Raw genomic sequence first — 25,952 nt, forward strand, 5'->3', positions numbered from 1 at the left:
GAGGAGTGTTCCGGGCGCGCCTTCCGCACGCCGCTGACCTGCGGCGTGTACAACGGGTGATTGTTCATTGCACATTCATCCGGCATGGCGCCCACCCAGGGCGCGCGGGGTGGACCTGGTCGGATCGGACAGGGGGTAACCGCCCGGAATGGAAATACTTCAAGAGCGTTCCAGTACCGCTCACGTGTGGGAAGCGGCCGAGGAGTTCGTCCGGCTGTTCCACAGGGAGAATCCGCACGCGGGTGATCCGCGCGAGCGGCTCGCCGCCGTACGGGCCGAGCTCACCGAGACGGGCACGTACCGGCACACTCCCGAGGAGCTGGAGCACGGCGCCCGCGTCGCGTGGCGCAACAGCAACCGCTGCATAGGCAGGCTGTACTGGAACTCGCTGCGCGTCCGGGACCGCCGCGGGCTCACCGATGCCGACGGGATCGCCGAGGAGTGCTTCGAGCACCTGCGCGAGGCCACCAACGGCGGCCGGGTCCGGCCCACCATCACGGTCTTCGCCCCCGACGCCCCGGACCGTCCCGGCCCGGTGATCTGGAGCGAACAGCTGGTCCGGTACGCCGGCTACGGCGACCACCCCTCGATAACCGTCGGCGACGCCCGCAACGCCGAGCTCACGAGCGCCTTGCTCGCCCTCGGCTGGTCCCGCGGCCCCGGCACCCCCTTCGATCTCCTCCCGCTGGTCGTCCAGGGGGTCGACGACAAACCCCGCTGGTTCGACGTCCCGCCGGACGCCGTGCTGGAGGTGCCCATCGAGCACCCCGACGGAGCGGCGGGCGGTGACGGCTGGTCGGACTGGGGCCTGCGCTGGCACGCCGTACCCGCGATCTCCAACATGTGCCTGGAGATCGGCGGCATCCACTACCCGGCGGCGCCCTTCAACGGCTGGTACATGGGCACCGAGATCGGCGCCAGGAACCTCGCCGACACCGACCGCTACAACCTGCTGCCCGCGGTCGCCCGCCGCATGGGCCTCGACACCGCCAGCGACCGGTCCCTCTGGAAGGACCGCGCCCTCGTCGAGCTCAACCGTGCGGTGCTGCACTCCTTCGACCGGGCCAAGGTCACCATCGCCGACCACCACACGGAGTCCCGGCGCTTCCTGACCCACCTGGAGAAGGAGGAGCGCAAGGGCCGTGACGTGGGCGCGGACTGGTCCTGGATCGTGCCGCCCATCTCCGGGTCGGCGACCCCGGTCTTCCACCGCACCTTCGAGGACCGGCCGAGCTCGACCGCGTACGTCCACCATCCCGGCGCCCAGGAACGGGCCCAAGGGCGGGATTTGGTCTAGACCTTCTGTTACCGTCGCTCACGAACGGATCCGGAACGGCGGAGAGGGGCCTCCCGTGGGCGACGCGGACAGTGGTGTGGGCAGTACGGACCGTACGGCCGACAGCGGCGGACACCTGGCCTGGATCGGCTCGTTCACCTCGGGGGGCGGCCGCGGTGTCACCACCGCGGCCGTGGATCCGGCCACCGGAGCGCTGACCCCGCTCTCGGCCACGGACGCCGTCGCGGACCCCTCGTACCTGGCCCATGAGCGCGTCACCGGCGTGCTGTACGCCGTGAGCGAGACCGACGAGGGCGCCGTGGGCGCCTTCTGGACCACCGCCGCGGGGCTCGTCCCCCTCGGCGCGGTCGTCCGCGTCGGCGGCTCCGGTCCCACCCACCTCAGCGTGGCCGGGCGCCGGCTGCTGACCGCCAACTACACCTCGGGCAGCGTCAGCAGCCTCCCGCTCGCCGCCGACGGCTCGATCGGGGAGCCCGCCGCCGTACTGGCCCACCAGGGCTCCGGCCCCGACTCCGGTCGGCAGAAGGGCCCGCACGCCCACCAGGTGCTGCCCGCCCCCGGCGGCCGCTGGGTGCTGAGCGTGGACCTCGGCACCGACTCGGTACGGGTCTGCGCGCTCGACCCGGCCACCGGAGCCCCGGTGCTCCACGCCGAGACCGCACTGCGCGCCGGGACCGGCCCCCGGCACCTCGCCTTCCACCCTTCCGGCGAGGTGGTCTACGTCCTGCACGAGCTGGAGCCGCAGCTGACCGTCTGCCGCTGGAACGGGGAGTCGGGCGACCTCCAACCGGTCGGCGAGGTTCCGGTCGCTTCCACGGGCGCTCCAGGGGCCGTCGCGGCCTACCCCTCGGCGATCGTGGCCTCGCCCGACGGCCGTTTCGTCTGGGCGGCCGTCCGCGGGGCCGACACCATCGCCACCTTCTCCCTCGCCGGCGGCGCGGAGAAGCCGCTGCTCACGAGCACCGTGCCGTGCGGCGGCAGTTGGCCGCGCGATCTCGCCGCCGACCCGTCGGGGCGCCGGCTGTACGCGGCCAACGAGCGCTCCGGCGACGTCACCTGGTTCGACGTGGACCGGGTGACGGGCGAACCGCGCCGGGCCGGCTCGGTGGCCGTGCCCGCCGCCACCTGCGTGGTCTTCGGCTGAGCCCCCGTACGGCACCGGTCCGGCGCCGTACGCACGAGGGCCCGCGCCCCGGCTCGTTCGATTCGGAACGGTCCGGGGCGCGGGCCCTCGTGCGTACGGCATGAGCCGGGGAGGTCAGTGGGCGGCGGCGCCCTGGGTGATCCCGAGGGCGGCGGAGTACTGCGCGACGGCCAGCTTGCCGAGCGCGGGGTACGCGCCGAGCACGTCGGCGGCGCTGCAGCCGGCCTCCTTGCAGGCGGTCTCGAGGAGCCCCTCGGCGGCCTCCGGGCCGACCAGGTACGGGGCCAGCGCGAGCTGGGTCGAACCCTCGCGGCGGAGCTGGTCGGCGATCGCGGCCACCGAACCCTCCTCGTCCAGCGCGGCGGCCATCACCGGCACGGCGAGACGGGCGGCCAGCAGCATGCCGGTGATGCCCGCGGCCTGGACGGCCTCCTCGCCGCCGGTGGTGGCCAGGACGATGCCGTCGGCGGCCGTGGTCACGCTGAAGAGCCTGGCCCGGTCGGCGCGGGCCAGACCGGCCTCGGAGAGCCGCACGTGCAGCCCCTCGGCGAGCAGCGGGTGCGGACCGAGCGGGTCGGCGAGTTCGGCGGCGGCCGAGGAGTCCATCAGGGCCTGGCGCATCCGGCGCAGCAGATCCCCGTCGGGGCCGGCCAGCAGGGGAACGGCCACGGCGTCCGGTCCGGTCGGCGCGGGCACCTCCTGACCGGCGGCGCGGGCGGCTTCTGCGCGCGCGGCGCGGTCGCGGGCGACGGCGGTCAGCACGCCGGACAGGGACGGGAACTCGGTGGCGTCGTCACCGTCGAGGAAACCGACCCGGGCGTCCAGACCGGGCAGCTCGGAGCGGCCGATGCTGATGATCTCTTCCGCGAGCCCCCGCGAGGCGGCCGAGGGGGCACCGGGCACGGCGAGCACCAGCGCGGGCGCGCCCTCGGGCGCCACCGCGGGCTCGGGCCGGCGGTGCCGTCCGGTCTGGCGGGGTCGCGGCATTCGTACGGGCAGGCCATTTGCGGGCCCAGTGGGGGAGCTCATGGCGCCGCATGCTACTGGTTTATCGAAACCGGGTGTTCGGGCAGGGCCTTCTACGGCGGCTTCTGTCCGTATTTATCCGAGGAATGTCAGATACCGCTCAGCTCTTCGGTCACCCGGTCCGTGACGCGGCCGGTCACCCCGTGGCGGGAAGCCGCCAGTCCACGGGCTGCGCGCCCTGGCGGACCAGCAGGTCGTTGGTCCTGCTGAACGGCCTGGAGCCGAAGAACCCGTTGTCCGCGGACATCGGCGAAGGGTGCACCGACTCCACGGCCGGCAGATCGCCCAGCAGCGGCCGGAGGTTGCGCGCCTCGCGCCCCCACAACACCGACACCAGCGGCTTGCCGCGGGCCGCGAGCGCGCGGATGGCCTGCTCGGTCACCGCCTCCCAGCCCTTGCCGCGATGGGCGTTGGGCTTGCGCGGGGCCGTGGTGAGCGAGCGGTTCAGCAGCAGGACGCCCTGCCGGGTCCACGGGGTCAGATCCCCGTTCCGGGGCTTGCCCGTGCCGAGATCGGCGTGCAGTTCGCGGAAGATGTTGTCGAGGCTCGGGGGCCACGGGCTGACTTCGGGGGCCACGGAGAAGGACAGGCCGATCGCGTGCCCCGGCGTCGGGTACGGATCCTGCCCGACGATCAGCACCTTCACCTCGTCGAAGGGCTGCTGGAACGCGCGCAGCACGTTCGCCCCCGCCGGTACGTAGGTCCTGCCCGCCGCGATCTCCGCGCGCAGGAAGTCGCCCATCGCGGCGATCTGCGCCGCCACCGGCTCCAGAGCACGGGCCCAGCCCGGCTCGACGATCTCGTTCAACGGTCGTGCTGCCACGGTCGATCACTCTACTGGCCCAGTCCGCCGCCCGGTGCCACCCCTCGGGCGGGCGCAGCGTCCCGCGGCGCCTCCCCGGCCGCCGTTGTCGCTTCGATACCTGTTCGCAACGGGTTCGATTGCTCCAACTCCCCGTCCCGGGCGTCACATTCAACACCGATGACGTACGAGGGAGACGGTATGGAGCCCCACGAGGACCGCACGCCCGGCACACCCCGCACGCCCAGCCCACTGCGCACGCCCAGCACCTCCGGCGCATCCCGCAGGGCCCGTCCGGCCCGGCGCAGAACGCACGGCAGACTGACCGCCGCGCTCCTCGCCGGCGGCCTCCTGCTGACCGGCTGCGGAGGCGGCGGCTCGAACCGCAGCGCCGACGGGGAATGGAAGGGCGGCGACTCCAGGCCGCGGCCGTCCGCCAGCCGCCCCGGCGGAGAAGGCGCGGAAGGCGAGAGCGACGGGCGGCGCCCCACCGGACCGCCCGCCGACTACCTCTCCACCTTCGCGCTCGACGTGGACACCGCGAGCTACGGGTACGCCCGCCGCACCCTCGCGGACGGAAAGCTCCCCGACCCCGCCACCGTCCGCCCCGAGGAGTTCGTCAACAGCTTCCGGCAGGACTACCGGGAGCCCGACGGCGACGGCTTCTCCGTCACCGTGGACGGAGCCCGCACCACCGAGCCGAACTGGTCGCTGGTCCGCGTCGGCCTCGCCACCCGCGTCGGCAACGGCGGGGCGGACGGCGCCGAGGCCCGGCCGCCCGCGGCGCTCACCTTCGTCGTGGACGTCTCCGGATCCATGGCCGAGCCGGGCCGCCTCGACCTCGTCCGCACCTCCATGGGCCTGATGACCGACGAGCTCCGCGAAGACGACTCGGTCGCCGTCGTCACCTTCAGCGGCAAGGCGCAGACGCGGCTGCCGATGACCCGGGTCGAAGGCCACCGCGACCGGATCCACGAGGTGATCTCCGCACTGCGCACCGCCGATTCGACCAATGTGGAGGCCGGGGTCACCCGCGGGTACGAGGTCGCGGTCGAGTCGCTGCGGCCCGGGGCCACCAACCGGGTCGTCCTGCTCTCCGACGCCCTGGCCAACAGCGGCGCCACCTCCGCCGACACCATCCTGAACCGGATCGGCGAGGCCCGGACCAAGCACGGGATCACCCTGTTCGGGGTGGGCGTGGGCAGCGAGTACAACGACGCCTTCATGGAGCAGCTCGCCGACCGGGGCGACGGGCACACCACCTACGTCTCCGACAAGGAGGGGGCCCGCAAGGTGTTCTGCGAGGACCTCCCGGCGCAGGTGCAGCTGCGGGCCCGCGACGCGAAGGCGCAGGTCGCCTTCGATCCGCAGACCGTCGAACGGTTCCGGCTGATCGGCTACGACGACCGCCGCGTCGCCGACGGGGACTTCAGGAACGACCGCGTGGACGGCGGAGAGGTCGGCTCCGGCCACTCCGTGACCGCCCTGTACGCGGTCCGGCTGCGCCCCGGGGCCACCGGACACCTGGCGACGGCGACGGTGCGCTGGCTGGACCCGCGCACCCGCGCGCCGCACGAGGAGTCCGGCAAGATCGAGGCGACGGAGCTGTCCGGCGACGTGTGGACCGCGGCGTCCACGCGCTTCCAGATCACCGCGGTGGCCGCCTACTTCGCCTCCGCCCTGCGCGAGCGCGACGGCGGCTGGGAGCGGGTGCCGGGCGCCGTCCCGCTGGTGAGCCTGGCCAGGCACGCGGACCGGCTGGCCGGGAGCACCGAGGATCCGGCCGTACGCCAGCTGGCGCAGGCCGTGCAACAGGCCCGCGGGCTCACCGGCTGAGGGCCGGTGCCCGTATCCGCCTCCGCGTCCGTACCGGGCACGGAGGCGGATGCGGGCCGCCGCGGCTAGCCGTTCAGCACGGCGGCCCGTACGCACAGGACGTCGGGGAGGTGCTCGGCCAGCAACTGCCAGCTGTCCCCGTCGTCGTTGCTGGCGTACAGCTCGCCGTTGCGGTTGCCGAAGTAGATCCCGGCCGGGTCCGCGTCGTCCGTGCAGAGCGCGTCGCGCAGCACCGTGCCGTAGTGGTCCCCGGCCGGGAGGCCCTTCGTCAGGGGCTCCCAGGTCGTGCCCGCGTCCCGGGTCCGGAAGACCCGGCAGCGGTGCTCCGCGGGGACGCGGTCGATGTCGGCGTTGAGCGGGAAGACGTAGGCGGTGCCCGGCCGGTGCGGGTGGGCGGCCACCGCGAAGCCGAAGTCGGAGGGCAGGCCGGCGCCGATGTCCGTCCAGCGGGTCCCGGCGTCGTCGCTGCGGTAGACGCCCCAGTGGTTCTGCAGGTACAGCCGGTCGGTGTCCCCCGCGTCCTGGGCGATCTTGTGCACGCACTGGCCGAACTCGGGGTCCGGATCGGGCAGGAACACCGCCGAGACCCCGCGGTTGGACGGGGCCCAGCTCGCCCCGCCGTCCGTGGTCCGGAACACCCCGGCCGTGGAGACCGCCACCGTGACCAGGTCCGGGTCGCGCGGGTCGGTGATCACCGTGTGCAGGCCCTCGCCGCCGCCGCCCGGGACCCACTTGTCCCGGGTCGGGTGCTCCCACAGGGGGCGGACCAGCTCGAAGGACTCGCCGCGGTCCGCGGAGCGGAACAGCGCGGCCGGCTCGGTCCCGGCGTAGACCACGCCGGGGGCCTCGGGGCCGGCCGGATGGAGCTGCCAGACCCGCTCCAGGGAGGCTCCGGTGTCCTCGGGGAACTTCACGGCGGCCGCGGCGGGCTCCCGCCAGGTCGCGCCCAGGTCGTCGGAGCTGAAGACGGACGGTCCCCAGTGCGTGCTGTCCCCGGCGACCAGCAGCCGGGGCGCGCCGCCGCGCCGGTCGACGGCGACCGCGGAGACCGCCTGGGCGTTGAAGTGGGGCTCTGAGAACTCCCAGGTGCCGCCGGAGTCCCGGCGGCCGATGAACAGTCCCTTGCGGGTTCCCGCGAGCAGTACCACGTCGGTCATGGCCGACACCTCCGGACGTCTTTGTCCTGCACGGCAGCTTTCCAGCCAGTCTGCACCCGGCCACTGACAGCGGCCGGGCGCCGCGCGCGAGCCCGCCCGTTCATACGAAGGGTCTCGTACTACGAGAGATTTCGTAGTACGGTGAATCTCGTACTTAGCGACCGGTTCCCCGGTGCGCTTCCAGTCGCCTCTGGAGAGCCTCATGAGTGCTGCCCCCGTTTCCTTCGCCGCGCTGTTCCAGCCGTGGACCATCCGCTCGGTCACCGTCCCGAACCGGGTGTGGATGGCCGCCATGTGCCAGTACAGCGCCGAGCCCTCGGGCCCGGACGCCGGCGTGGCCAACGACTGGCACTTCGCGCACTACGCGGCCCGCGCCACCGGCGGCACCGGTCTGATCATCCAGGAGGCCACGGCCGTCGCCCCCGAGGGGCGGATCTCCCCGTACGACCTCGGCATCTGGAACGACACCCAGGTCGAGGCGCTGCGCCGGATCGTCTCCTTCGTCAAGAGCCAGGGCGCGGTCCCCGGCATCCAGCTCGCCCATGCCGGCCGCAAGGCCTCCACCGACCGCACCTGGAAGGGCGGGCAGCCCGTCGGCCCCGAGGCGCACGGCTGGCTGCCCAGCGCCCCGAGCCCCGTGCCGTTCTCCCCGGACCACCAGGTCCCGCACGAGCTGACGGTCGGTGAGATCCACGACGTCGTCGAGCAGTTCGCGGCCGCCGCCCGGCGCTCGCTGGCCGCCGGCTACCAGGTCGTCGAGATCCACGGCGCCCACGGGTACCTGCTCGGCGAGTTCCTCTCCCCGCACAGCAACAAGCGCACCGACGCGTACGGCGGCTCCTTCGAGAACCGCACCCGTCTCGCCCTGGAAGTCGTCGACGCCGTACGGGCGGTGTGGCCCGAGGAGCTGCCGCTGTTCTTCCGGATCTCCGCCACCGACTGGCTGGAGGAGGACGGCTGGACCGCGGACGAGACCGTCCGGCTGGCCGGGCTGCTCGAGCGGCACGGCGTGGACCTCCTCGACGTCTCCACCGGCGGCCTCGCCCCCGGAGTGACGATCCCGGTCGGCCCCGGCTACCAGGTGCCCTTCGCGGCCCGGGTCAAGACCGAGACCACCCTCCCGGTCGCCGCCGTGGGTCTGATCACCGAGCCGGAGCAGGCCGAGAAGATCCTGGCCAACGGCGAGGCGGACGCCGTCCTGCTGGGCCGGGAGCTGCTGCGCGACCCGTTCTGGGCCCGCCGCGCGGCCGCCGAACTCGGCGCGGAGATCCGTACGCCCGAGCAGTACCACCGCTCCTGGTGAACCGGTGCGGCGCGGGGACGGGGGTCCCGCGCCGCACCCGCCGTTCGGCTCCGTTCCTACGATGGTTCTCGTACGATGGAGGCGGAGACCAGGCATCACCCAGCGAGTGGAGTACGGACATGACGGAACGTGACGCGGCCCGTGTCCTCGCCCACCCCGAGGCCGCCGAGATCCGGCTCGAAGGGGTCCTGCACGCCCTCTCGGACCCGGTCCGGCTGTCCATCGTCCGCGATCTCGCGGCCACGGACGCCGAGTTGGCCTGCTCGTACTTCGAGCTCCCGGTCACCAAGTCCACGACGACGCACCACTTCCGCGTCCTGCGCGAGAGCGGTGTCGTGCGCCAGTGCTACCGCGGCACGGCCAAGCTGAACGGGCTGCGCCGCGCCGAGCTGGCGGAGCTGTTCCCCGGACTCCTCGACGGCGTCCTCGCGGCGGCCGCCGCCGAGCAGGCGCGCGACGACGGCTGAGGCGACCCGCCCGGCGCGTCAGCCCGGGGCGTTGGCCCGGCGCATCACCCCGGTGCGTCAGCCCGGGGCGTCAGTCCGTGCCGCCCGCCGCCGCGAGCAGGCCCTCCCAGTCCGGGATCTTGACGGAGCGCCGGCCCAGCGACCGCCCCAGTTCCGCCTCCGCCGTCTCGATGGCCAGCCACCCCGGCCAGCGGACCGGCCGCAGCCCGGCCTCCCGCAGGGCCTCCAGCGGGTCCCGCTCCCGGTCGCGCCGGGCCAGCGCCCCCGCGTCCTGGAGCAGGGAGGAGGCCGTCTCCTTCGCGCAGGGCCGGTTGGTGCCGATGACCCCGGTCGGGCCGCGCTTGATCCAGCCCGCCACGTACTCGCCGACGGAGGCCCGGCCCGCCCGGAGCACCCGGCCCGCCGCGTGCGGGACCGTACCGCGCCGCTCGTCGAAGGGCAGCCCGTCCAGCGGGACGCCCTGGTACCCCACCGAGCGCAGCACCAACTGCGCCGGGACGTCCTCGTAGACCCCCGTGCCGGTGACTCCGCCCAGGCCGTCGGGGGCCGTCCGCTCGAAGCGCATCCCGGTGACCCGGCCGTCCGGGCCGCCGAGCACCTCCACCGGGCGCAGGAAGAACCGCAGCGCGATCCGCCGGTCCCCGCCGCCCGCCGGAGCCGCCGCCCAGCCGCGCAGCACCTCCACGTTGCGCCGGTTCACCGCGGGCAGGGCCGCGCCCGGGTCCGCGTACGCCGGGTCGAGGGCCAGTTCCGCCGGGTCGGCCAGTGCGTCCACGCCCGGCAGCGTGCCCAGCTCGCGCAGCTCCTTGGTGGTGAACTTGCCCTGCGAGGGCCCGCGCCGGGCCACCATGTGGACATCGCGCACCCCGCTGGCGCCGAGCGCCCCCAGGGCCGGCTGCGGCATGTCGGTGGGGGCGAGCTCCGGTACGCCGCGGGCCAGGATCCGCGTCACGTCGACGGCCACGTTCCCGGCGCCGACCACGATCGCCGCATCCACCCCGGGCAGCCCGAAGGCCTCGGCCGCGGCGTCCGGATGGCCGCTGTACCAGGCCACGAAGGCCGTGGCGGAATGCACCCCGGCGAGGTCCTCGCCGGGGATGCCGAGCATCCGGTCCCGGGCCGCGCCCACGCAGTACACCACCGCGTGGTACAGCTCCAGGAGCCGGGCGGTGGGCAGGGCGTCCCCGCCGACCTCGACGTTCCCGAGGAAGCGGATCCGCTCGTCCTCCAGCACGGTGCGCAAGCTGCCCTGCAGGGACTTGATCTTCTCGTGGTCGGGGGCCACCCCGTAGCGCACGAGCCCGTACGGAGCCGGCAGCCGGTCGAGCACGTCGACCCGGATCCCCGGCACCTCACGCTGCTGTACGAGTGTCTGTGCGGCGTAGACCCCGCTGGGGCCCGATCCGACGACGGCGATACGAAGCACGGCGGAGCTCCTCCCGCAGGTGTTCCCAGCATGACACCGGGTGCCGGGGCCGTCAGCCCATCGCGCGCATCCGGTGTATCTCGGCGCTCTGGGTGGCCGCCACCTCGTTGGCCATCTCCTCCACGGCGGCGTTGTTGCCGGCGGCCAGGACCTCGCCGGTCATCTTCAGGGCGCCCTCGTGGTGGGCGGTCATCAGGGCGAGGAAGAGCCGGTCGAAGTCCGCCCCCCTGGCGGCGGCCAGGTCCTTGAGCTGCTGCTCGGTGGCCATGCCGGGCATCGCCGCGTGGTCGTGGCCTCCGGGGGCGGCGCCGGGCGCCGGGTTGCGGGCCACCCATCCCTCCATCGCGCCGATCTCGGGCTTCTGTGCGGCCGCGATCCGCTCGGCGAGCCGCTTGACCCCCTCGGCGGAGGCCCGGTCGGGGGCCAGCGCACTCAGGGTCAGGGCCTGCCCATGGTGTTCGATCATGTTGCGCACGTACGCTCGGTCCGCCGCGTTGGGGGTGTCGTCGGGCAGCTCCTTCGCCGCCTGTTCGGGGGAGAGGGTGCGCGCCTTCTCGCCGGGTTTGCCGGGGGCGATCACCGCCGGCTTGCCCTGCGCCGCGGTGTCCGCGGTGCCGCCGTCGCTGCAGCCGGTGAGGGGGAGCAGGAGCCCGAGGGTCAGGGCCGCTCCGACGATTCGCCCGAGTGAGACTTTCGCCATGTCCATGCAAAGGACCATACTGCCGGGGTCCGCGTTCCGTTCCCACCACGGGCGGAACCGACCGGACCTTTGGGAGGGCACAGTGACCTCGATGCACACCAGCAGAGCGCGGCGCAGATCCCTGGGAGTGGCCGCAGCCGCGGCCGGACTCCTCACCACGTTACTGGCGGCCGGACCCGCGGCCGCCACCCCCGACCCGGGAGACCTGCTCCCGGGCGCGGGTGCGCCGCAGAGCGCCGCCACCGCGGCCGGCGCGGGACGGGAGCTGGCGCCCGGCGAGATACCCGGCCAGGACGAGATCGTCCACAGCCGCAACATCAAACCCCTGGCCAACATCCCCAGTAGCGACCCGACCCAGATCAACTCCGACATGGCGTTCCAGGGCAAGTACGCCTACGCGGGCAACTACAACGGCTTCGTGATCTACGACATCGGCAACCCCAAGGCGCCGAAGAAGGTCACCGAAGTCCTCTGCCCCGGCGGGCAGAACGACATCTCGGTCGACGGTGACCTGCTCTTCCTCTCCACCGACTCCTCGCGCAGCGACGACTCCTGCAACAGCGTCTCGCAGCCCGCCACGGAGAAGTCCTCGTGGGAGGGCATCAAGATCTTCGACATCAAGGACAAGAAGAACCCCAAGTACATCAAGTCCGTCGAGACCCCGTGCGGCTCCCACACCCACACGCTGGTGCCGGGCGGCCGGAACGCCTACCTCTACGTCTCCTCGTACAACCCGAACGACGCGTTCCCCGACTGCAAGCCGCCGCACGACGGCATCTCGGTCGTGAAGGTTCCCAAGAAGAGCCCGACGCAGGCCGCGGTCGTGGCCTTCCCGATCCTCTTCCCGGACGGCGGCAACCCGGGCGGGCCCACCAACCCGGGCGTCTCCAAGACCACGGGCTGCCACGACATCACCGTGCTGCCCTCCAAGAACCTCGCCGCGGGCGCCTGCATGGGCGACGGCATCCTCTTCGACATCAGCAAGCCCGAGGAACCGCGCGTCATCGACCGGGTGCAGGACAACGTGAACTTCGCGTTCTGGCACTCGGCCACCTTCAACGAGCGGGCGAACAAGGTGGTGTTCACCGACGAGCTGGGCGGCGGTGGCGGCGCCACCTGCAACGAGGCCACCGGCCCCACCCGGGGAGCCGACGGCATCTACGAGATCACCGGCCGCGGCGACCAGCGCAAGCTCGTCTTCAAGAGCTACTTCAAGATGCCGCGCATGCAGGCCGACACCGAGAACTGCGTGGCCCACAACGGCTCGCTGATCCCGGTCGGCGGCGGCCGCGACATCATGGTCCAGGCCTGGTACCAGGGCGGCATCTCCGTCTGGGAGTTCACCGACTCCACCAGCCCGAAGGAGATCGCCTACTTCGAGCGGGGTCCGCTGACCACCGACAAGCTCGGCCTCGGCGGCTCCTGGTCCGCGTACTACTACAACGGGCACATCTACTCGAACGACATCGTCAAGGGCCTCGACGTGCTGAGGCTCGACGACTGGCGCACCGACAGCGCCAAGTGGGTGTGGCTGGACCGGCTCAACGTGCAGACCCAGCCCGACTACCGCTGACGCGGAGAGGGAAACGTTCCGCCGGGCGGTCCACCGTCCGGCGGAACACCCAACTCCCAGTCCAGCCCGTACCGCTGGAACAGCTCGGCCCGCAGCCGGGCCGCCGGCATCGGCGCGCCCGGCAGCAGCACCGCCACCACCGCGCCCATCAGCAGCGCCCGCAGCAGCGGGTAGTCGATGTCCACCTCGGCCGATCCGTACCGCACGACGGTGTCCCGCAGCAGCTCCGCGAGCCGCTGCTGCTCGGCGCACTGGACGAAACCCTCCGCCTGCAAGATCCCCGCCATATGGGTCCGCATCAGCCGGGGCCGGTCCATGGCCAGCCCCAGGATCGCGTCGATGGCCCGGGCCAGCCGCTCCCGGCCGGCGTCGGGCCCCTCGGGCCGGGGCTCCCGCTCCAGCGCCGCTTCCAGCGTGAGGTGCATCAGCCGGTGCACGGCGGACTGCAGGAGCTGGCGCTTGCCCGGGAAGTAGTAGGACACCAGACCGCGGGCGGCTCCCGCCCGGTCGGCGATGTCGCCGAGGGTGGTGGCCTCGAAGCCGCGTTCCCCGACGAGCTCGACCGTGGCTTGCAGCAACCGCTCCCGGGAACGCCTGCGCAATTCTTCATTGACCGATGCGCTGCGCGGGGACATGCTTGCTCCTGCGTTGACTGGCTCGCGGCCAGTATACTCAGCGCGCCGGACCGCCTGCTCTGGGCGACACGGGGGATCGCCCAGAGCAGGCACCGTCCGAGACCGCGAGCGCCACGATCACCACACCGAGCAGCCAGCCCGCCAGGACGTCCGAGAACCAGTGGACGCCGAGGTAGATCCGGGTGAAGCCGACCCCGAGCACCGAGACCGCGGCCAGGAGCAGCGCCAGGGCCGCGACGGACCGCGCGAGCGGGCGGGAGACAGGGCGGGAGAACCGGCCGGGGAACCCGTCGGAGAACCCCTCGGAGGACGGCCGCGCCGGACCGCGTACGACCAGCCGTACGAGCAGGCCGCAGACCACCGTCGCCGTCAGGGCGTGCCCCGACGGATAGGCGGCGTAGTCCGCGGAGACGATCGGATCCGGCCATACCGGCCGCTCCCGCCCCACCCAGAACTTCAGCCCCTGACTCACCGCCGAGGCCGCGAGGGTGGCCAGCGCGATCCGCAGCGCACACCGGCCGCTGCCCCGCCACCACAGCCACAGGCAGGCCGCGCCCGCCAGGGCCCGCATGGTCCACGGGTCCCACACCCAGTCGCTGAGCACCCGCACCGGCCGGGTGACCCCGGCATGGGAGACGGCGTAGGAGTGCAGGGTCCGTGCGATCCGGCCGTCGAGGGACATCAGCGGACCCCAGCGGACGGCCACCAGGACCGTCAGCACGATCGACGCGAGCGCCGCGGCGGACAGCGCGCACGCCAGGGGGGCCGGCAACCGTACGTGAGCGCTCCGCATCCGCCGATCCTCGCATCCGGCGGCGTCGATGCCGCGTAAGGGCGGCCGCCCCGCGATCCCCATCGGCCGCCCTCAGGTCAGTGCGCTGAGTCCCGGTCCGAAGGCCACCAGCACCGGCACCGCCGGAGCCAGCATCGCCAGGGCCGTCAGCCGCATCCGGCGCACGGCCGACAGGCGGGGCGCGGCCGCCAGCAGCCGCCGGACCCGCTCGGGGACGTGGGCGTGCGGCGCGGGGGACGGGCCGAAGACCCCGCGGTCCTCGTTCAGGCCGATCAGTGCCAGGGCCGTGGTCAGCCGCCCGTACCGGCGCGAGGCCACGTCGTCGGCCGCCAGCTCCACCAGCCGGTGCATCTGCGCCTCGAACGCGGCGAAGACCGGTACCTGCGGGAATCCCCCGGACAGGGCCCGCGAGCAGTGCAGCAGCCAGTCGTGCCGGGCCGCCGCGTGCCCCTGCTCGTGGGCCAGTACGGCGTCCAGCTGGCTCCCCTTGAGCCGGCCCAGTGCCGCCGTCGTGACCACCAGCCGCGGGACCGGACCCGGCAGCCACCAGCTGTCGGGCCGCTGCCCCTCCAGGACCACGAGCCGCGCCCCGGTGGCCTGCTCCCCGGGCAACAGGGGGGCCCGCAACTGCAGTTCGGCGCCCTGCGCACGCCTGCGGGCGCGTGCCCGCAGGATCTCCCGGGCCAGCATCCCCCCGGTCCACAGCCCGCCGCCCGCCAGCGCGACGGCGGTGCCCGCGGCCCAGAGCCCGCCCGCGGCGTCCAGCGCGTAGGCGTCGACCACCCCGTGCGGCGCCGGGGCGAACAGCCGGCCCCGGACGGCCTGCCAGGCGGCGGCCGCGCTCAGCAGCATCGACAGGGCGAAGCACAGCAGCACGGCGCCGACCACGCACTGCCACACCCACAGGGCCACGACGGGTTCGTGCTCGGGCCATTCGGCCCGGGCCAGCAGGCGGGGTGCGAGCACCGCGGTCAGGGCGCCGAGCAGCAGGAGAACGGCGGGGACCATCATGGGGCTCAGCCTAGGAGCGTGCGACTACCTGCGGGTATGGTCCGGGCCAAGGGTGACGCAGGACACGTTTGCCCCGCGGCCTCACATCGTGAGCAGCATCGCCAACATGCCCATTCCCATGGCCAGTCGGCAGGCCCGGATCACTTCCGCCGGTCCGGCGGGCGCTCCGGTGCCGCCCGCGGCGCCGACGGTGACCAGCCGGGCGCCGCCCAGCACCACGTACCCGGCGTAGTAGACGAGCAGCAGGCCCGTGAGCAGCGGCAGCCCGGCGCCCTGCCCGTGGGCGTGCCCCGCGGACCCCGATGCCGCGCCCGTGCCCGTACCGGCGGCCAGCGCCATGTAGACCATGGTCAGCGAGCCCACCAGGTGGTGCGCGTGGTGGGCGCCGCCGCGCAGCAGCCACAGTGCGTGCAGCGCCGCCCCGCAGAAGACCGCGCCGAGCACGGGCGCCTGCCAGCCACCGCCCAGCCGCAGCGGCACCGCCATCAGGGCCATGCCGAAGCCCATCGCCGCCTCCCCGGCAGCCGGTCCGCCGCCGGCTCTCCCCGCGCGCCGCAGACAGTACGCCCCGCTCACCGCGCAGAGCAGGACGAGGAGCCAGGCGGAGACGGAGGTGGAGAGGGACGTGGCGGGACCGTGCACGGCGGAACCTCCCGGTTCGTCGGCTTCACCGGAAGAGATGCCCCCTTCACACGGCCGTCACGCCGGGCGAGGTTAGGCTCTGTGCGACCACCGGAAGATGCACGTCGCAGACCTCGCGCAGAACGGAGCCCTCGATGCCGAGCGCCGCCCCCCACGTCTTGACCTACCGCAGTGCCGTGGAGGCGGACATCCCGGAGCTGGTGGCGCTCGTGGAATCGGCGTACCGGGGAGACGCGAGCCGCGGGGGCTGGACCACCGAGGCGGACTTCCTGGACGGCCAGCGCACCGACGCCGAGGACGTGGCCCGGATCGTCGCGCACCCCGAGGGCATGCTCCTCGTGGCGGAGCGCGCCGGCGAGATCGTCTCCTGCTGCCACCTCGAACACCGCGGTGACCACGTCTACTTCGGCATGTTCGCGGTACGGCCCGGTCAGCAGGGCGGCGGGCTGGGCAAGGCGGTCATGCTGGAGGCGGAGCGCCGCGCCCGCGAGCAGTGGGCGGCCAAGGAGATGCGGATGACCGTGATCAACGTGCGGGAGGAGCTCATCGCCTTCTACGTGCGCCGCGGTTACGAGCGCACCGGCGAGATGAGCCCCTTCCCCTACGGGGACGAGCGGTTCGGCGTCCCGCTCCGCGAAGACCTGGCTTTCGAACTGCTGGTCAAGACGCTGTAGTCGCGGGGACGGACGGGGCGGCGGGGCGGTGCCCGCGGGCCCGTCCGCCGGCCCGCCGTGCGGGTCCGCCGCCCCGCCGTCCGTCGTGCGCGGTCCTCAGGCGGTGAAGCGGCCCGTGGAGCGGATCTCGGGGAAGTCGGTGAGCACGCCGTCGAGTTCGAGGGCCCGCGCCAGCCGCAGCCGCTCCAGCGTGTTGACCGTCCACCCCGTCACGCGCAGCCCGGCCTCGTGTGCCGCCTCCACGGTGTGCAGGGTGAGGTGGCCGATGTTGAGGGCCACCGTCTCCGCGCCCGCCAGGGCCGCCCGGGCGACGACCTCCCCGGCGTCCGCCGGGGTCTGGTTCGCGTAGAGCACGGTCCGTACGCCCGGCACCAGCCGGGCCGCCTCCACGAGCACCTCGTCGCGGAAGGACGCCACTTCCACCCGGCCGGTCAGATCGCGGCGCAGCAGCAGCTCCGCGAAGGTCCCGACGGCGGCGAGGTCGTGGACCTGGATCCGGAGCGGGGCGCGGATCGCGTCGAGGACCTCGTCCAGGACCGGCACGTGCTCGCCGTCTCCGGCGTCCAGTTCGCGCAGTTCGGCCAGGGTCATGTCGGCCACGGCTCCCGAACCGCCGGTGGTCCGGTCCACCTCGGCGTCGTGCAGGACGACGAGGGCGCCGTCCTTGCTGAGCCGCACGTCCAGAGCGACGACGTCCATGCCGGAACGTTCCGCGCGGACGAACGAGCGCAAGGTGTTCTCCGGTTCGACACCCATGACCCCGCGGTGCCCGATGGTGAGGAAAGTCAAGGTTCTCATCCTTCCGTCGACGGCGGCTCCCCGCGCGGTCGCGGTGTCCCGACCGGCCGCGCGCGATGTGAGGCGCATGCTAGTGCGCCCCGCGTGCGATGAAACCGCCTTTGCGGGGGCTCCGCAACGCCGTCCGGCCGCTTCCCGGCGGGCCCGCCGGGGGCTGGGGAGCCCCCGGCGCGGCTCGCGTGGTCACCCGGGGGTGGGCGCGTCCCCACCGGCTTGACGTTCCTGCCCGCCCAGTCCTTCCAGGTCCGCGAGCAGCGCCCGCGTCAGCTCCAGTTCGGCCAGGTGCTGGCGCTCGCTCCAGCGCAGGGCGAGGACCGGGAACGCCCAGTCCGGCTCGGCGGCCGCGTGCGCCATGGCCTCCCGTACGGCGGCCAACTCCTCGGTGGTGCGCTCCAGATGCTCCGTCACCATGCCGCGCAGCCGCTCCGGCTCGGCCAGGTGACCCAGCCAGACCCGCAGCAGCAGCCCGTGCTTGAGCACCGGGGGCCCCGCCTCGGCGACGTCGGAGGCCCAGCCGGCCAGCGCCTCGCGCCCGGCGGGGGTGATGCCGTAGCGGCGTTTGGCCCGCGCCTCTTCGGGCCCCGAGCGCACGGAGGCCGCGTAGCCGAGCTCCTCCAGGCGGCGCAGTTCGGCGTAGATCTGACTGATGGCCGGGGACCAGTAGAAGAAGCGCAGCGAGGAGTCCGCCCACTTCTTCAGTTCGTAGCCGGTCCGCTCCCCGGGGAAGGAGAGCAGGCCTAGTACCGCCCACGCGGTCGGTGGAAGCTCTTGCTTCTTCGGCTTCTGACTACTAGTCATATTTCGAATTGAAGTGAGACCCGGCACGGGACGCGACCCTGGAGGCACCGTGAAATTCTCCGTCATCTTCGAGGCTCAACTGGCCGACCCGACCGTGGAACGGGAGCACCAGGTCATCCGGGACTGCGTCGAGCAGGCGGTGCTCGCCGAGCGGATGGGGTTCGACCGCATATGGGCCGTGGAGCACCACTCCTTGAAGTGGTACGCCCACATGAGTGCTCCCGAGATCTTCCTGACCTGGGTGGCGGCCCGGACCAACACCATACGCATCGGGCACGGGGTCGTGTGCATGCCCTTCGCCTTCAACCACCCCGTCCGGGTCGCCGAGCGGGCCGCGATGCTCGACCTGCTGTCCGGCGGGCGGGTCGACCTCGGGGCCGGGCGGGGCGGCACCGTGCAGGAGACCTCGCTGTGCGGGGTGGACAAGGACCGCACCACGGCGGAGGTGGAGGAGGCGCTGCGGATCATCGGGAAGGCCTGGCAGGAGGACGAGCTCGAGTACCACGGGGAGCTCATCGACATCGATCCGCACCCCATCCTGCCGCGACCGAGCCAGCGGCCCCATCCGCCGCTGTTCCTCGCGTGCAGCCGGGCCGAGACCCTGGTGCAGGCCGCGGAACTGGGCGTGGGGGTGCTGGTGATGGGGTTCGCCGGGCCCGAGTCCATCGCGGGGATGCGGTCGGTCTACGACGCGGCGATCGCCGGCCGGGACGGCGGCCGCTTCGTCTCGACGGCCGTCAACGACCACTTCTCGGTGCTCTGCCCGACGATCGTGCTCGACGACCCGGAGGAGGCCCGCCGGATCGGGATCCGGGGGCAGCGGTTCTTCGCGCAGTCCATCGGCCACTGGTACGGCGGGGCGGGGGTGCCGGACGAGGCAGTGGTCGCGGGCGCCGACGAGGGGGCGGAGATGCGCAGGGCGGCCGAGCAGGTGGTGGCCCGGCTGCACGAGCAGGACATCCCGGTGCGGCCCACCGCGACGGCCACCTTCAACGCGGACCACGCCTACGGGAGCGCGGACGAGGCGATCGCGTACGTGGAGCGGCTGCGGGAGGCGGGGGCCGACGAGATCATGTGCCTGATCCAGATGGGTACCGTGCCGCAGGAGGCCTGCCTGGAGACCCTGCGGCAGTGGGGCGAGAAGGTCATCCCGCACTTCGCGAACCAGCGGGCGTAGGGGCTGCCGCCGTGACGGATGTGGCTGATGGGATCTATGGGGCCTACGGGGCGGATGGGGCGGACGCGGTCGACCGGGCCAGCGGGGCCGATGGGGCCAACGGGGCGGACCGGGGTGACCGGGTCGATGGGCCCGACCAGGCCGACCGCCCCTCCCGGGGTGACCGGCTCGATGGGCCCGACCGGGCCGACCGCCCCTCCCGGGGTGACCGGCTCGATCCCGCCGTGCGGCCCTTCGTCGACGCGCTGGCCGCTCTCTTCCCCGATCTCGGGGGCCGCGTCACCGACGCCGACGAGGCCCGCCGGATCCTCGCCGCCGTGCCCGCGACGGCCCGGCCGGCCGTCGTGGGCGCCGTGGAGGACCGGGAGGTTCCCGGGCCGGCCGGGGCGCCGCCGGTCCCGGTGCGCGTCTACTACCCCGAGCCGGAGCGGTGGCCGGGGTCCCGGCCGACCGTGGTGTTCTGCCACGGGGGCGGCTGGGTCCTGGGCGACCTCGACGGCTACGACGCCACCGCGCGGGCGCTCTGCCGGGCCTCCGGGGCCGTCCTGGTCTCCGTGGACTACCGGCGGGCACCCGAGGCCCGCTTCCCCGCCGCCGTCCACGACGCGTACGCCGCCCTGTGCTGGGCCGGCGCGCACCTCGACCAGCTCGGCGGGGACCCGGACGCCCTGGTCGTGGCGGGCGACAGCGCCGGCGGGAACCTCGCCGCCGCCTCCTGCCTGCTGGCGCGCGACCGCGGGGGCCCCGCCGTCGCCCTCCAGGTGCTGATCTACCCGTGCCTGGACGCCGCCCGGGACACCGGGTCCTACCGGAGCAACGCCGAGGGCTACTTCCTGACCGCGGCGCACCTGCGCTGGTTCTGGGAGCAGTACCTCGGCCCCGGCGGCGACGGCGGCCATCCGCTGGCCTCCCCGCTCGCCGGGGACCCGCACGGGCTGCCGCCCGCGTACGTGGTGGTCGCCGGCTGCGATCCGCTGCGGGACGAGGGGGTGGCGTACCACCACCGGCTGCTCGGGGCCGGGGTCCGTTCGGCCCTCGACTCCCACCCCGGGATGTTCCACGGGTTCCTCGCGCTGGCCGGAGTACTCCCCGAGGCCCGTCAGGCCTTGGCGCGACTGGGCGAAGTCATCGACTCCACGCATAAGAACGGGAAGACTTCCGGTGAAACCGGGGGTGACGCAGGATAATTTCCCGGATCTCCTCTTGAGTGGGAGAGCCTCACCCGTTTACGCTGTGCCGACGTGAGGTTCTCCTGTGGAGGAAGTGACATGACGGAAACTCTTGTGCCGGGTATCGGCGGTGCCGTGATAACCGCCGGTGTACGGGTGGTCGACCACCCGGCGTGGCCCGAGCTCAAGGCCGCCGTGGAGGAGATCCGGCCCTGGCAGTCGGCCGACGGCTCCATCGACTTCGAGCGCGAGGGGCACCACGCCCGCATCGCCGCCCCGGCCGCGGTCGAGCGCGTGATCGAGGGCATCGAGACGCTGTCGCCGCTGCTCCCGCACGGCGCCGCGTACCACGCGGCCCTCATCGGCGACCTGCGCAAGTGGGCCGACGGCGGCTTCGGCGTGCCGGACTTCCTCGACTCCCTGCTGGCCTTCGCACCGGCCGCCGAGCGCGCCGACGGGCTCCAGCACCTCGTGGTCTTCCCGATGTACACGCAGAACGGCAACCCGGACCGCAACCTCGAAGCCGTCGTGCTGAAGATGGTGTGGCCCGAGTGGCTCTCCGAGCTGGAGCGCACGCGCTACGACAACCCGCTCTTCCTCGGCATCACCTTCGAGGACTTCACCCCGGGCTACGACACGCACTCCGCCGTGCTCTTCCCGGAGACCATCGCGGTGCGCGAGGCCCCCGAGCGCTTCACCTGGGGTGGCATCTTCTGCGACCGCGAGGCCGCCCGCTACCGCAAGGTCACCGAGGCCGCCGTGGACATCCTGGGCATCGAGCTGCCCGAGGACATCGCCCGGATGGTCGAGGACCAGGAGCGCTGCGAGAAGGCCTTCGTCCTGTGGGACATGGTCCACGACCGCACCCACAGCCACGGTGACCTGCCGTTCGACCCCTTCATGATCAAGCAGCGCCAGCCGTTCTGGATGTACGGCCTGGAGGAGCTGCGCTGCGACCTCACCGCCTTCAAGGAGGCCGTGAAGCTGGAGTCGGAGGGCAACGAGCACGGCCGTGACGTGCAGTACGCCGTCCTCTTCGACCGGATGTTCCGCTTCCCGGTGTCCGGCGACCGCAACCGCAACTACGACGGCCTCGGCGGCCAGCTCCTCTTCGCGTACCTCCACAAGCACGACGTCGTGCGCTGGACGGACAACAAGCTGAAGATCGACTGGATGCGCGCCCCGCAGGTCACCAACCAGCTGTGCGCGGAGATCGAGGACCTCTACCGGGCCGGCATCGACCGCCCGAAGCTCGTCCACTGGTTCAAGGCGTACGACCTGGTGGCCGAGTACCTCGCCCCCCACCCGGGGTCCAAGTGGGCCAAGGGCCCCGACGCCCTGGACCTGACGCAGCCGCCGCGCAAACTCGTGGACGACGTGCTTCCGGACGAGTTTCCGCTGAGCATGTTCTATGAGGCCCTGGCCAAGAAGCTCAAGGGCGTGATCGCCTCGACCAAGGGCATCACGGCAGGGAACGCCGCGGACCGCGAGACCGCCGCGCGGGTCGCCGCGTGAGCGCTCGCCCACAGGAGGCTGCACAGATGAACGGCTCCGGTAACGGAAACGGGAAGCTCCACGGGGCGGTAGTGGCGGTGGCGGGGGCCGGCGGGCCCGCCGGCCACGCCACTCTGCTCCGCCTCGCCGAGGCGGGAGCCGTGGTCGTCGCCTCCGACGCCGACGCGGCCCGCCTCGCCGAGGCCGTGGACGCCGCGCGCTACGCCCACGGCGGCGCCACCATCACCGGTGACACCGTCGACCTGCTCGACCTGGACGCCACCAAGGCCTGGGCCGAGCAGACCGAGAAGGAGTACGGCCGCATCGACGGCCTGGTCCACCTCGTCGGCGGCTGGCGCGGCAGCAAGACCTTCACCGACGTCGACCTCGCGGACTGGGCCTTCCTGGAGAAGCTCCTCATCCGCACGGTCCAGCACACCTCGCTCGCCTTCCACGACGGGCTGCTGCGCAGCGACCGCGGGCGCTACGTCCTGGTCAGCCAGTCCGGTGCGCACAAGCCGGTCGCCAACAACGCCGCGTACAACGCGGGCAAGGCGGCGGCCGAGGCCTGGACGCTCGCGATGGCGGATTCCTTCCGCAAGGCGGGTGGCGAGGACGGTCCGGGCGCCGCGGCTGCGATCCTGGTGATCAAGGCATTGGTGCACGACGCGATGCGCGCCGAGCGTCCCACTGCGAAGTTCGCGGGCTTCACCGACGTCAAGGAGCTGGCCGAGGCCATCGCCGGCGTCTGGGAGCGGCCCGCCACCGATGTGAACGGACAGCGCCTGTGGCTCACCCCCCAACCGTGAAGACCGGTGTCGTGAAGACCGCGATACGCAAGTCCGCCGCGAAGACCGATGCCCGTCGGCACCACGACCCGGCGGTGCGCGGTTTCGCGAGCGACAACTACGCCGGGATCCACCCGGAGATCCTCGCGGCCATCGCGCTCGCCAACGGGGGCCACCAGGTCTCCTACGGCGACGACGAGTACACCGAACACCTCCAGCAGGTCTTCCGCGGCCACTTCGGCCCGGACGCCGAGGCCTACCCGGTCTTCAACGGCACCGGCGCCAACGTGACCGCCCTGCAGGCGCTCACCGACCGCTGGGGCGCCGTGATCTGCGCCGAGTCGGCGCACATCAACGTCGACGAGGGCGGTGCGCCCGAGCGGATGGCGGGCCTCAAGCTGCTCACCGTCCCCACGCCGGACGGCAAGCTCACCCCCGAGCTCATCGACCGGCAGGCCTGGGGCTGGGAGGACGAGCACCGGGCGATGCCGCAGGTCGTCTCGATCACCCAGAACACCGAGCTCGGCACGGTCTACACCGTGGACGAGGTCCGTGCCATCTGCGAGCACGCGCACGCCAAGGGGATGAAGGTCCACCTCGACGGTGCCCGGATAGCCAACGCCGCGGCCTCGCTCGACGTGCCGATGCGCAGCTTCACCAACGCGGTCGGCGTGGACGTGCTGTCCTACGGCGGCACCAAGAACGGGATGATGGCCGGCGAGGCCGTCGTCGTGCTGAACCCGGATTCCGTCCGGCAGATGAAGCACATCCGCAAGATGTCGATGCAGCTCGCCTCCAAGATGCGCTTCGTGTCGGTGCAGTTCGAAGCGCTCCTGGCGAAGGACCTGTGGCTGCGCAACGCCCGCCACGCCAACGCGATGGCGCAGCGGCTGGCGGCCGGGGTGCGCGAGACGGACGGGGTGGAGATCCTCTACCCGGTGCAGGCGAACGCCGTGTTCGCGCGGCTCCCGCACGAGGTCACGCGGCGGCTGCAGGAGCGCTACCGCTTCTACTTCTGGGACGAGATCGCGGGCGACGTCCGGTGGATGTGCAGCTTCGACACCCAGGAGGAGGACGTGGACGGCTTCCTCCAGGCCCTCAAGGAAGAGCTGGCCCGCTAAGACCCGCCGGCCCTTCCTCGTACCCCACGTCATATATCTATAGGCATGCAGATTAATGCATGAGTATGCTCCTGGATCATGGAATTGATCCAGGAGCATACTGACCTTGCCGCCTATCTGGCCGCCGATGACGTGGTCGATCACGGCCATCCGCTGGTCGAAGAGACCGCCGATGCCCTCTGGACCGCCACCGGCGATGCATATTCATACGCCAAGGCGGCCTTCGAGTTCGTCCGTGACGCCATCCCGCACTCCGCCGACTCCGGCGACGACCGCGTCGCGTGGCGGGCCTCCGACGTCCTCGGGACGCGCAACGGGATCTGCTACGCCAAGGCCCACGCGCTGACCGCGCTGCTGCGCGCCCGGGGCATCCCGGCCGGCCTCTGCTACCAGCTCCTGGGCGACGACGACGGATCCAACCTCGTCATCCACGGCCTCGTCGCGCTGCGCCTGCCCGGCGGCGAGGACTGGTCCCGGGTGGACCCCCGGGGCAACAAGCCGGGGGTGGACGCCCAGTTCACCCTGGACCGCGAACAACTCGCCTTCCCCGTCCGCCCGGAGCTCGGCGAGATCGACTACCCCGTGCTGTACGCGGCTGCGCACCCGGCCACGCTCAAGGCGCTCCAGGAGTCCGCGGACCGGCCGCAGTTGTGGCGGAGCCTGCCGACGGGCCTGTAGGCGCCGGGCTCGTAGCCGCCGGACCCGCAGTCACCGGACCTGTAACCGCCGGACCCGTAGCCGACGGCTGCCCCGTGCTCGACGGCCCGGTGGCCGCCGGGCCGGAGGCGGCCACCGCGCCCGGGGTCGCGTCCCGGTCCCGGCCGCGCGCCGCCACCGCGGTGTGCAGCAGGGCCGCGGCCAGTTGCAGGGCGGCGATCGCGAGCACCAGGATCCAGGGCGGTACGGCTGCGGCGAGCCCCACGAGCGCGGCGCCCGTCGATGCCGCCGTCACCTTCAGTCCGGCGCCGAGCGTGAACACCTGGGTCCGCGCCTCCTCGGGCGCGAACTCCGAGCGGATGCGCAGGGTGGCCGTCAGCAGCGGGCCGTCGCACACCCCGGCGGCCGCGAACGCCACCGCCGTGAGGGTGACGGACGGGGTGAACGCGGCCGCCGTCAGCGCCACCCCGGTCGCCGCCATGGCCCAGCGGGCCAGCCGGCCCGGCGGCACGGACGTGATCCGGCCCAGGGTCAGGGAGCCGGTCAGGGCGCCCAGCGCGAAGGCGGTCATGAGCACCCCACCGCCCCCCGGGCTGCCGAGGGTGGTGGCCAGGAGCACCGCGGTGGTGGTGAGCGCCCCGATGCCCACGAAGGCCAGGGTCGTGGCCGAGGTGACGGCCCGCAGCTCCCGGACCCGCCACAGGGCGGCCAGTCCGGAGCCCAGGCCGGCCCGGGGTGCGCCGGGGGCGGGCCGCCGGCCGGGGTTCGCGTAGGGAAGGGTCGCCGCCAGGACCGCGGCCAGTGCGCCGGACGCCGCGAGGAGGGCCATCGCCGGCCCGGCCGAGCCGAAGGCCGCGACCAGGCTGACGGCCGCCGGAGCGGTGACCGCGGCCCCGTTGTAGGTCGACGCGTCCCAGCCGTACGCCCGGTCCCGCGCGGCGCCGGGCGGGACCAGCCCCGCCACCAGGCTCGACAGCCCGCCCGTCACCATCGGCCCGCAGGAGCCGCCGAGCACCGCCACCGCGAGCACCACCGGAGTGGGAGCCCGCCCGAGCAGGAACGCCAAGGCGGCCACGGCCGTGGTGAATCCCGCCAGGGCGCCCACGTGGAAGAGGCGGGGCCGGCGCGACCTGGCCGCGGCGGCGCCCGCGAGGGGAGCCGCGAGCACGTGCGGGGCCAGCCAGGCGGTCAGCACGAACGCGCCGTGGGCGGCGCTCCCGGTCCGCTGGAGGGCGAGCAGCACGACGGCCATGCCCATGCCCTCGGAGGCGAAGCGCGCCGCCAGTGCGGCGGCCAAGTACCGTCCGAGCCCCGGCATTCCGGCCCCTTTCGCCAGGTGACGTGGCAGAGGGGTGCGAGGTTACGCCATACGGGTGTAGGGCGAAAGGATCGCGATTTTCGGTCAATAGGAAACTTTCCTGTCTGACATCGTTGTCAGCTTGGCATGCGCATGAGTATCTTCGG

The 25,952-nt window shown here is 73.1% G+C and carries 25 protein-coding genes; 13 read left to right on the plus strand and 12 right to left on the minus strand.

Annotation, left to right across the window (positions count from 1 at the left end; genetic code table 11):
- Positions 1–148 precede the first annotated feature (148 nt).
- Together AC3IX6_RS34610 and AC3IX6_RS34615 are read left to right on the plus strand one after the other, a co-directional pair.
- Entirely contained in the window at positions 149–1,297 is a 1,149-nt protein-coding gene (locus AC3IX6_RS34610) for a nitric oxide synthase oxygenase (RefSeq protein WP_489367219.1), read from the plus strand.
- Positions 1,298–1,352: 55 nt separating this feature from the next.
- Positions 1,353–2,441, plus strand: coding sequence for a lactonase family protein (locus AC3IX6_RS34615; protein WP_489367220.1), 1,089 nt, complete (start codon positions 1,353–1,355; stop codon positions 2,439–2,441).
- A 114-nt stretch (positions 2,442–2,555) separates the two neighbouring features.
- Here the strand turns inward: AC3IX6_RS34615 and AC3IX6_RS34620 are convergent, their stop codons facing one another.
- Positions 2,556–3,470, minus strand: a complete 915-nt coding sequence (locus tag AC3IX6_RS34620; RefSeq protein WP_489367221.1) for a sirohydrochlorin chelatase — start codon at positions 3,468–3,470, stop codon at positions 2,556–2,558.
- Between the two features lie 133 nt (positions 3,471–3,603).
- A complete protein-coding gene (locus tag AC3IX6_RS34625) occupies positions 3,604–4,290 on the minus strand; it encodes a uracil-DNA glycosylase (RefSeq protein WP_489367222.1) in 687 nt (228 codons plus the stop codon).
- Between the two features lie 180 nt (positions 4,291–4,470).
- Between AC3IX6_RS34625 and AC3IX6_RS34630 the strand changes: the two genes are divergently transcribed.
- A complete protein-coding gene (locus AC3IX6_RS34630; RefSeq protein ID WP_489367223.1) occupies positions 4,471–6,105 on the plus strand; it encodes a vWA domain-containing protein in 1,635 nt (544 codons plus the stop codon).
- A 65-nt stretch (positions 6,106–6,170) separates the two neighbouring features.
- Here AC3IX6_RS34630 and AC3IX6_RS34635 read toward each other — a convergent pair whose 3' ends face one another.
- Positions 6,171–7,262 carry a WD40/YVTN/BNR-like repeat-containing protein gene (locus tag AC3IX6_RS34635; RefSeq protein ID WP_489367224.1) on the minus strand — a complete coding sequence of 364 codons (1,092 nt, stop codon included), beginning with the start codon at positions 7,260–7,262 and terminating at the stop codon, positions 6,171–6,173.
- 202 nt (positions 7,263–7,464) lie between these two features.
- On the opposite strand from AC3IX6_RS34635, the gene AC3IX6_RS34640 reads away from it, so the two are divergent.
- Both AC3IX6_RS34640 and AC3IX6_RS34645 read left to right on the plus strand, forming a co-directional pair.
- Positions 7,465–8,565, plus strand: a complete 1,101-nt coding sequence (locus tag AC3IX6_RS34640; RefSeq protein WP_489367225.1) for an NADH:flavin oxidoreductase/NADH oxidase — start codon at positions 7,465–7,467, stop codon at positions 8,563–8,565.
- A 119-nt stretch (positions 8,566–8,684) separates the two neighbouring features.
- On the plus strand, positions 8,685–9,032 hold the full coding sequence (locus AC3IX6_RS34645) for an ArsR/SmtB family transcription factor (protein ID WP_489367226.1): 348 nt from the start codon (positions 8,685–8,687) through the stop codon (positions 9,030–9,032).
- Between the two features lie 70 nt (positions 9,033–9,102).
- Here AC3IX6_RS34645 and AC3IX6_RS34650 read toward each other — a convergent pair whose 3' ends face one another.
- Both AC3IX6_RS34650 and AC3IX6_RS34655 read right to left on the minus strand, forming a co-directional pair.
- Positions 9,103–10,458 (minus strand): FAD-dependent oxidoreductase, encoded by a 1,356-nt coding sequence (locus AC3IX6_RS34650; protein ID WP_489367227.1) that lies wholly within the window; start codon positions 10,456–10,458, stop codon positions 9,103–9,105.
- A 52-nt stretch (positions 10,459–10,510) separates the two neighbouring features.
- A complete protein-coding gene (locus AC3IX6_RS34655; protein ID WP_489367228.1) occupies positions 10,511–11,164 on the minus strand; it encodes a DUF305 domain-containing protein in 654 nt (217 codons plus the stop codon).
- Between the two features lie 85 nt (positions 11,165–11,249).
- Here AC3IX6_RS34655 and AC3IX6_RS34660 point away from each other — a divergent pair, with 85 nt between their 5' ends.
- Complete coding sequence (locus AC3IX6_RS34660) at positions 11,250–12,731, plus strand: LVIVD repeat-containing protein (RefSeq protein ID WP_489367229.1); 1,482 nt, start codon at positions 11,250–11,252, stop codon at positions 12,729–12,731.
- Here the strand turns inward: AC3IX6_RS34660 and AC3IX6_RS34665 are convergent.
- From AC3IX6_RS34665 to AC3IX6_RS34680, 4 genes are all read right to left on the minus strand, one after another.
- A complete protein-coding gene (locus AC3IX6_RS34665; protein ID WP_489367230.1) occupies positions 12,722–13,366 on the minus strand; it encodes a TetR/AcrR family transcriptional regulator in 645 nt (214 codons plus the stop codon). The genes AC3IX6_RS34660 and AC3IX6_RS34665 overlap by 10 nt on opposite strands.
- A 37-nt stretch (positions 13,367–13,403) precedes the next feature.
- Complete coding sequence (locus AC3IX6_RS34670; RefSeq protein ID WP_489367231.1) at positions 13,404–14,159, minus strand: phosphatase PAP2 family protein; 756 nt, start codon at positions 14,157–14,159, stop codon at positions 13,404–13,406.
- A gap of 72 nt (positions 14,160–14,231) precedes the next feature.
- Positions 14,232–15,170 (minus strand): M56 family metallopeptidase, encoded by a 939-nt coding sequence (locus tag AC3IX6_RS34675; RefSeq protein ID WP_489367232.1) that lies wholly within the window; start codon positions 15,168–15,170, stop codon positions 14,232–14,234.
- Positions 15,171–15,251: 81 nt separating this feature from the next.
- Positions 15,252–15,812, minus strand: a complete 561-nt coding sequence (locus tag AC3IX6_RS34680; protein ID WP_489367233.1) for a DUF5134 domain-containing protein — start codon at positions 15,810–15,812, stop codon at positions 15,252–15,254.
- A 134-nt stretch (positions 15,813–15,946) separates the two neighbouring features.
- Here AC3IX6_RS34680 and AC3IX6_RS34685 point away from each other — a divergent pair, with 134 nt between their 5' ends.
- Entirely contained in the window at positions 15,947–16,486 is a 540-nt protein-coding gene (locus AC3IX6_RS34685) for a GNAT family N-acetyltransferase (protein WP_489367234.1), read from the plus strand.
- A gap of 96 nt (positions 16,487–16,582) precedes the next feature.
- Here AC3IX6_RS34685 and AC3IX6_RS34690 read toward each other — a convergent pair whose 3' ends face one another.
- Both AC3IX6_RS34690 and AC3IX6_RS34695 read right to left on the minus strand, forming a co-directional pair.
- Complete coding sequence (locus AC3IX6_RS34690) at positions 16,583–17,275, minus strand: glycerophosphodiester phosphodiesterase (RefSeq protein ID WP_489367235.1); 693 nt, start codon at positions 17,273–17,275, stop codon at positions 16,583–16,585.
- 192 nt (positions 17,276–17,467) lie between these two features.
- Positions 17,468–18,082, minus strand: a complete 615-nt coding sequence (locus tag AC3IX6_RS34695) for a PadR family transcriptional regulator (protein WP_489367236.1) — start codon at positions 18,080–18,082, stop codon at positions 17,468–17,470.
- 49 nt (positions 18,083–18,131) lie between these two features.
- Here AC3IX6_RS34695 and AC3IX6_RS34700 point away from each other — a divergent pair, with 49 nt between their 5' ends.
- The 6 genes from AC3IX6_RS34700 (at position 18,132) to AC3IX6_RS34725 (ending at position 24,509) form a co-directional block, all read left to right on the plus strand.
- On the plus strand, positions 18,132–19,259 hold the full coding sequence (locus AC3IX6_RS34700) for an LLM class flavin-dependent oxidoreductase (protein WP_489367237.1): 1,128 nt from the start codon (positions 18,132–18,134) through the stop codon (positions 19,257–19,259).
- 11 nt (positions 19,260–19,270) lie between these two features.
- Complete coding sequence (locus AC3IX6_RS34705) at positions 19,271–20,446, plus strand: alpha/beta hydrolase (RefSeq protein ID WP_489367238.1); 1,176 nt, start codon at positions 19,271–19,273, stop codon at positions 20,444–20,446.
- A gap of 81 nt (positions 20,447–20,527) precedes the next feature.
- Entirely contained in the window at positions 20,528–21,943 is a 1,416-nt protein-coding gene (locus tag AC3IX6_RS34710) for a DUF6421 family protein (protein ID WP_489367239.1), read from the plus strand.
- Positions 21,944–21,969: 26 nt separating this feature from the next.
- Positions 21,970–22,731, plus strand: a complete 762-nt coding sequence (locus AC3IX6_RS34715) for an SDR family NAD(P)-dependent oxidoreductase (protein WP_489367240.1) — start codon at positions 21,970–21,972, stop codon at positions 22,729–22,731.
- Positions 22,728–23,831, plus strand: a complete 1,104-nt coding sequence (locus AC3IX6_RS34720; RefSeq protein WP_489367241.1) for a threonine aldolase family protein — start codon at positions 22,728–22,730, stop codon at positions 23,829–23,831. Before AC3IX6_RS34715 ends, AC3IX6_RS34720 begins: the two co-directional genes overlap by 4 nt.
- A gap of 78 nt (positions 23,832–23,909) precedes the next feature.
- A complete protein-coding gene (locus tag AC3IX6_RS34725) occupies positions 23,910–24,509 on the plus strand; it encodes a transglutaminase-like domain-containing protein (protein WP_489367242.1) in 600 nt (199 codons plus the stop codon).
- Here AC3IX6_RS34725 and AC3IX6_RS34730 read toward each other — a convergent pair.
- Positions 24,445–25,806, minus strand: a complete 1,362-nt coding sequence (locus tag AC3IX6_RS34730) for an MFS transporter (RefSeq protein ID WP_489367243.1) — start codon at positions 25,804–25,806, stop codon at positions 24,445–24,447. The two genes, AC3IX6_RS34725 and AC3IX6_RS34730, sit on opposite strands and share 65 nt — an antisense overlap.
- Positions 25,807–25,952 lie beyond the last annotated feature (146 nt).

This window comes from Streptomyces sp. GL_141, assembly GCF_057834385.1.

Excerpts from the sequence above, each read along its gene's own strand:
- AC3IX6_RS34730 (WP_489367243.1), bottom strand. The coding sequence starts at position 25,806 with ATGCCGGGGCTCGGACGGTACTTGGCCGCCGCACTGGCGGCGCGCTTC.
- AC3IX6_RS34645 (WP_489367226.1), top strand. The coding sequence starts at position 8,685 with ATGACGGAACGTGACGCGGCCCGTGTCCTCGCCCACCCCGAGGCCGCC.
- AC3IX6_RS34685 (WP_489367234.1), top strand. The coding sequence starts at position 15,947 with ATGCCGAGCGCCGCCCCCCACGTCTTGACCTACCGCAGTGCCGTGGAG.
- AC3IX6_RS34710 (WP_489367239.1), top strand. The coding sequence starts at position 20,528 with ATGACGGAAACTCTTGTGCCGGGTATCGGCGGTGCCGTGATAACCGCC.
- AC3IX6_RS34715 (WP_489367240.1), top strand. The coding sequence starts at position 21,970 with ATGAACGGCTCCGGTAACGGAAACGGGAAGCTCCACGGGGCGGTAGTG.
- AC3IX6_RS34725 (WP_489367242.1), top strand. The coding sequence starts at position 23,910 with ATGGAATTGATCCAGGAGCATACTGACCTTGCCGCCTATCTGGCCGCC.
- AC3IX6_RS34630 (WP_489367223.1), top strand. The coding sequence starts at position 4,471 with ATGGAGCCCCACGAGGACCGCACGCCCGGCACACCCCGCACGCCCAGC.
- AC3IX6_RS34695 (WP_489367236.1), bottom strand. The coding sequence starts at position 18,082 with ATGACTAGTAGTCAGAAGCCGAAGAAGCAAGAGCTTCCACCGACCGCG.
- AC3IX6_RS34675 (WP_489367232.1), bottom strand. The coding sequence starts at position 15,170 with ATGATGGTCCCCGCCGTTCTCCTGCTGCTCGGCGCCCTGACCGCGGTG.
- AC3IX6_RS34610 (WP_489367219.1), top strand. The coding sequence starts at position 149 with ATGGAAATACTTCAAGAGCGTTCCAGTACCGCTCACGTGTGGGAAGCG.
- AC3IX6_RS34660 (WP_489367229.1), top strand. The coding sequence starts at position 11,250 with ATGCACACCAGCAGAGCGCGGCGCAGATCCCTGGGAGTGGCCGCAGCC.
- AC3IX6_RS34640 (WP_489367225.1), top strand. The coding sequence starts at position 7,465 with ATGAGTGCTGCCCCCGTTTCCTTCGCCGCGCTGTTCCAGCCGTGGACC.
- AC3IX6_RS34620 (WP_489367221.1), bottom strand. The coding sequence starts at position 3,470 with ATGAGCTCCCCCACTGGGCCCGCAAATGGCCTGCCCGTACGAATGCCG.
- AC3IX6_RS34635 (WP_489367224.1), bottom strand. The coding sequence starts at position 7,262 with ATGACCGACGTGGTACTGCTCGCGGGAACCCGCAAGGGACTGTTCATC.
- AC3IX6_RS34665 (WP_489367230.1), bottom strand. The coding sequence starts at position 13,366 with ATGTCCCCGCGCAGCGCATCGGTCAATGAAGAATTGCGCAGGCGTTCC.
- AC3IX6_RS34670 (WP_489367231.1), bottom strand. The coding sequence starts at position 14,159 with ATGCGGAGCGCTCACGTACGGTTGCCGGCCCCCCTGGCGTGCGCGCTG.
- AC3IX6_RS34655 (WP_489367228.1), bottom strand. The coding sequence starts at position 11,164 with ATGGACATGGCGAAAGTCTCACTCGGGCGAATCGTCGGAGCGGCCCTG.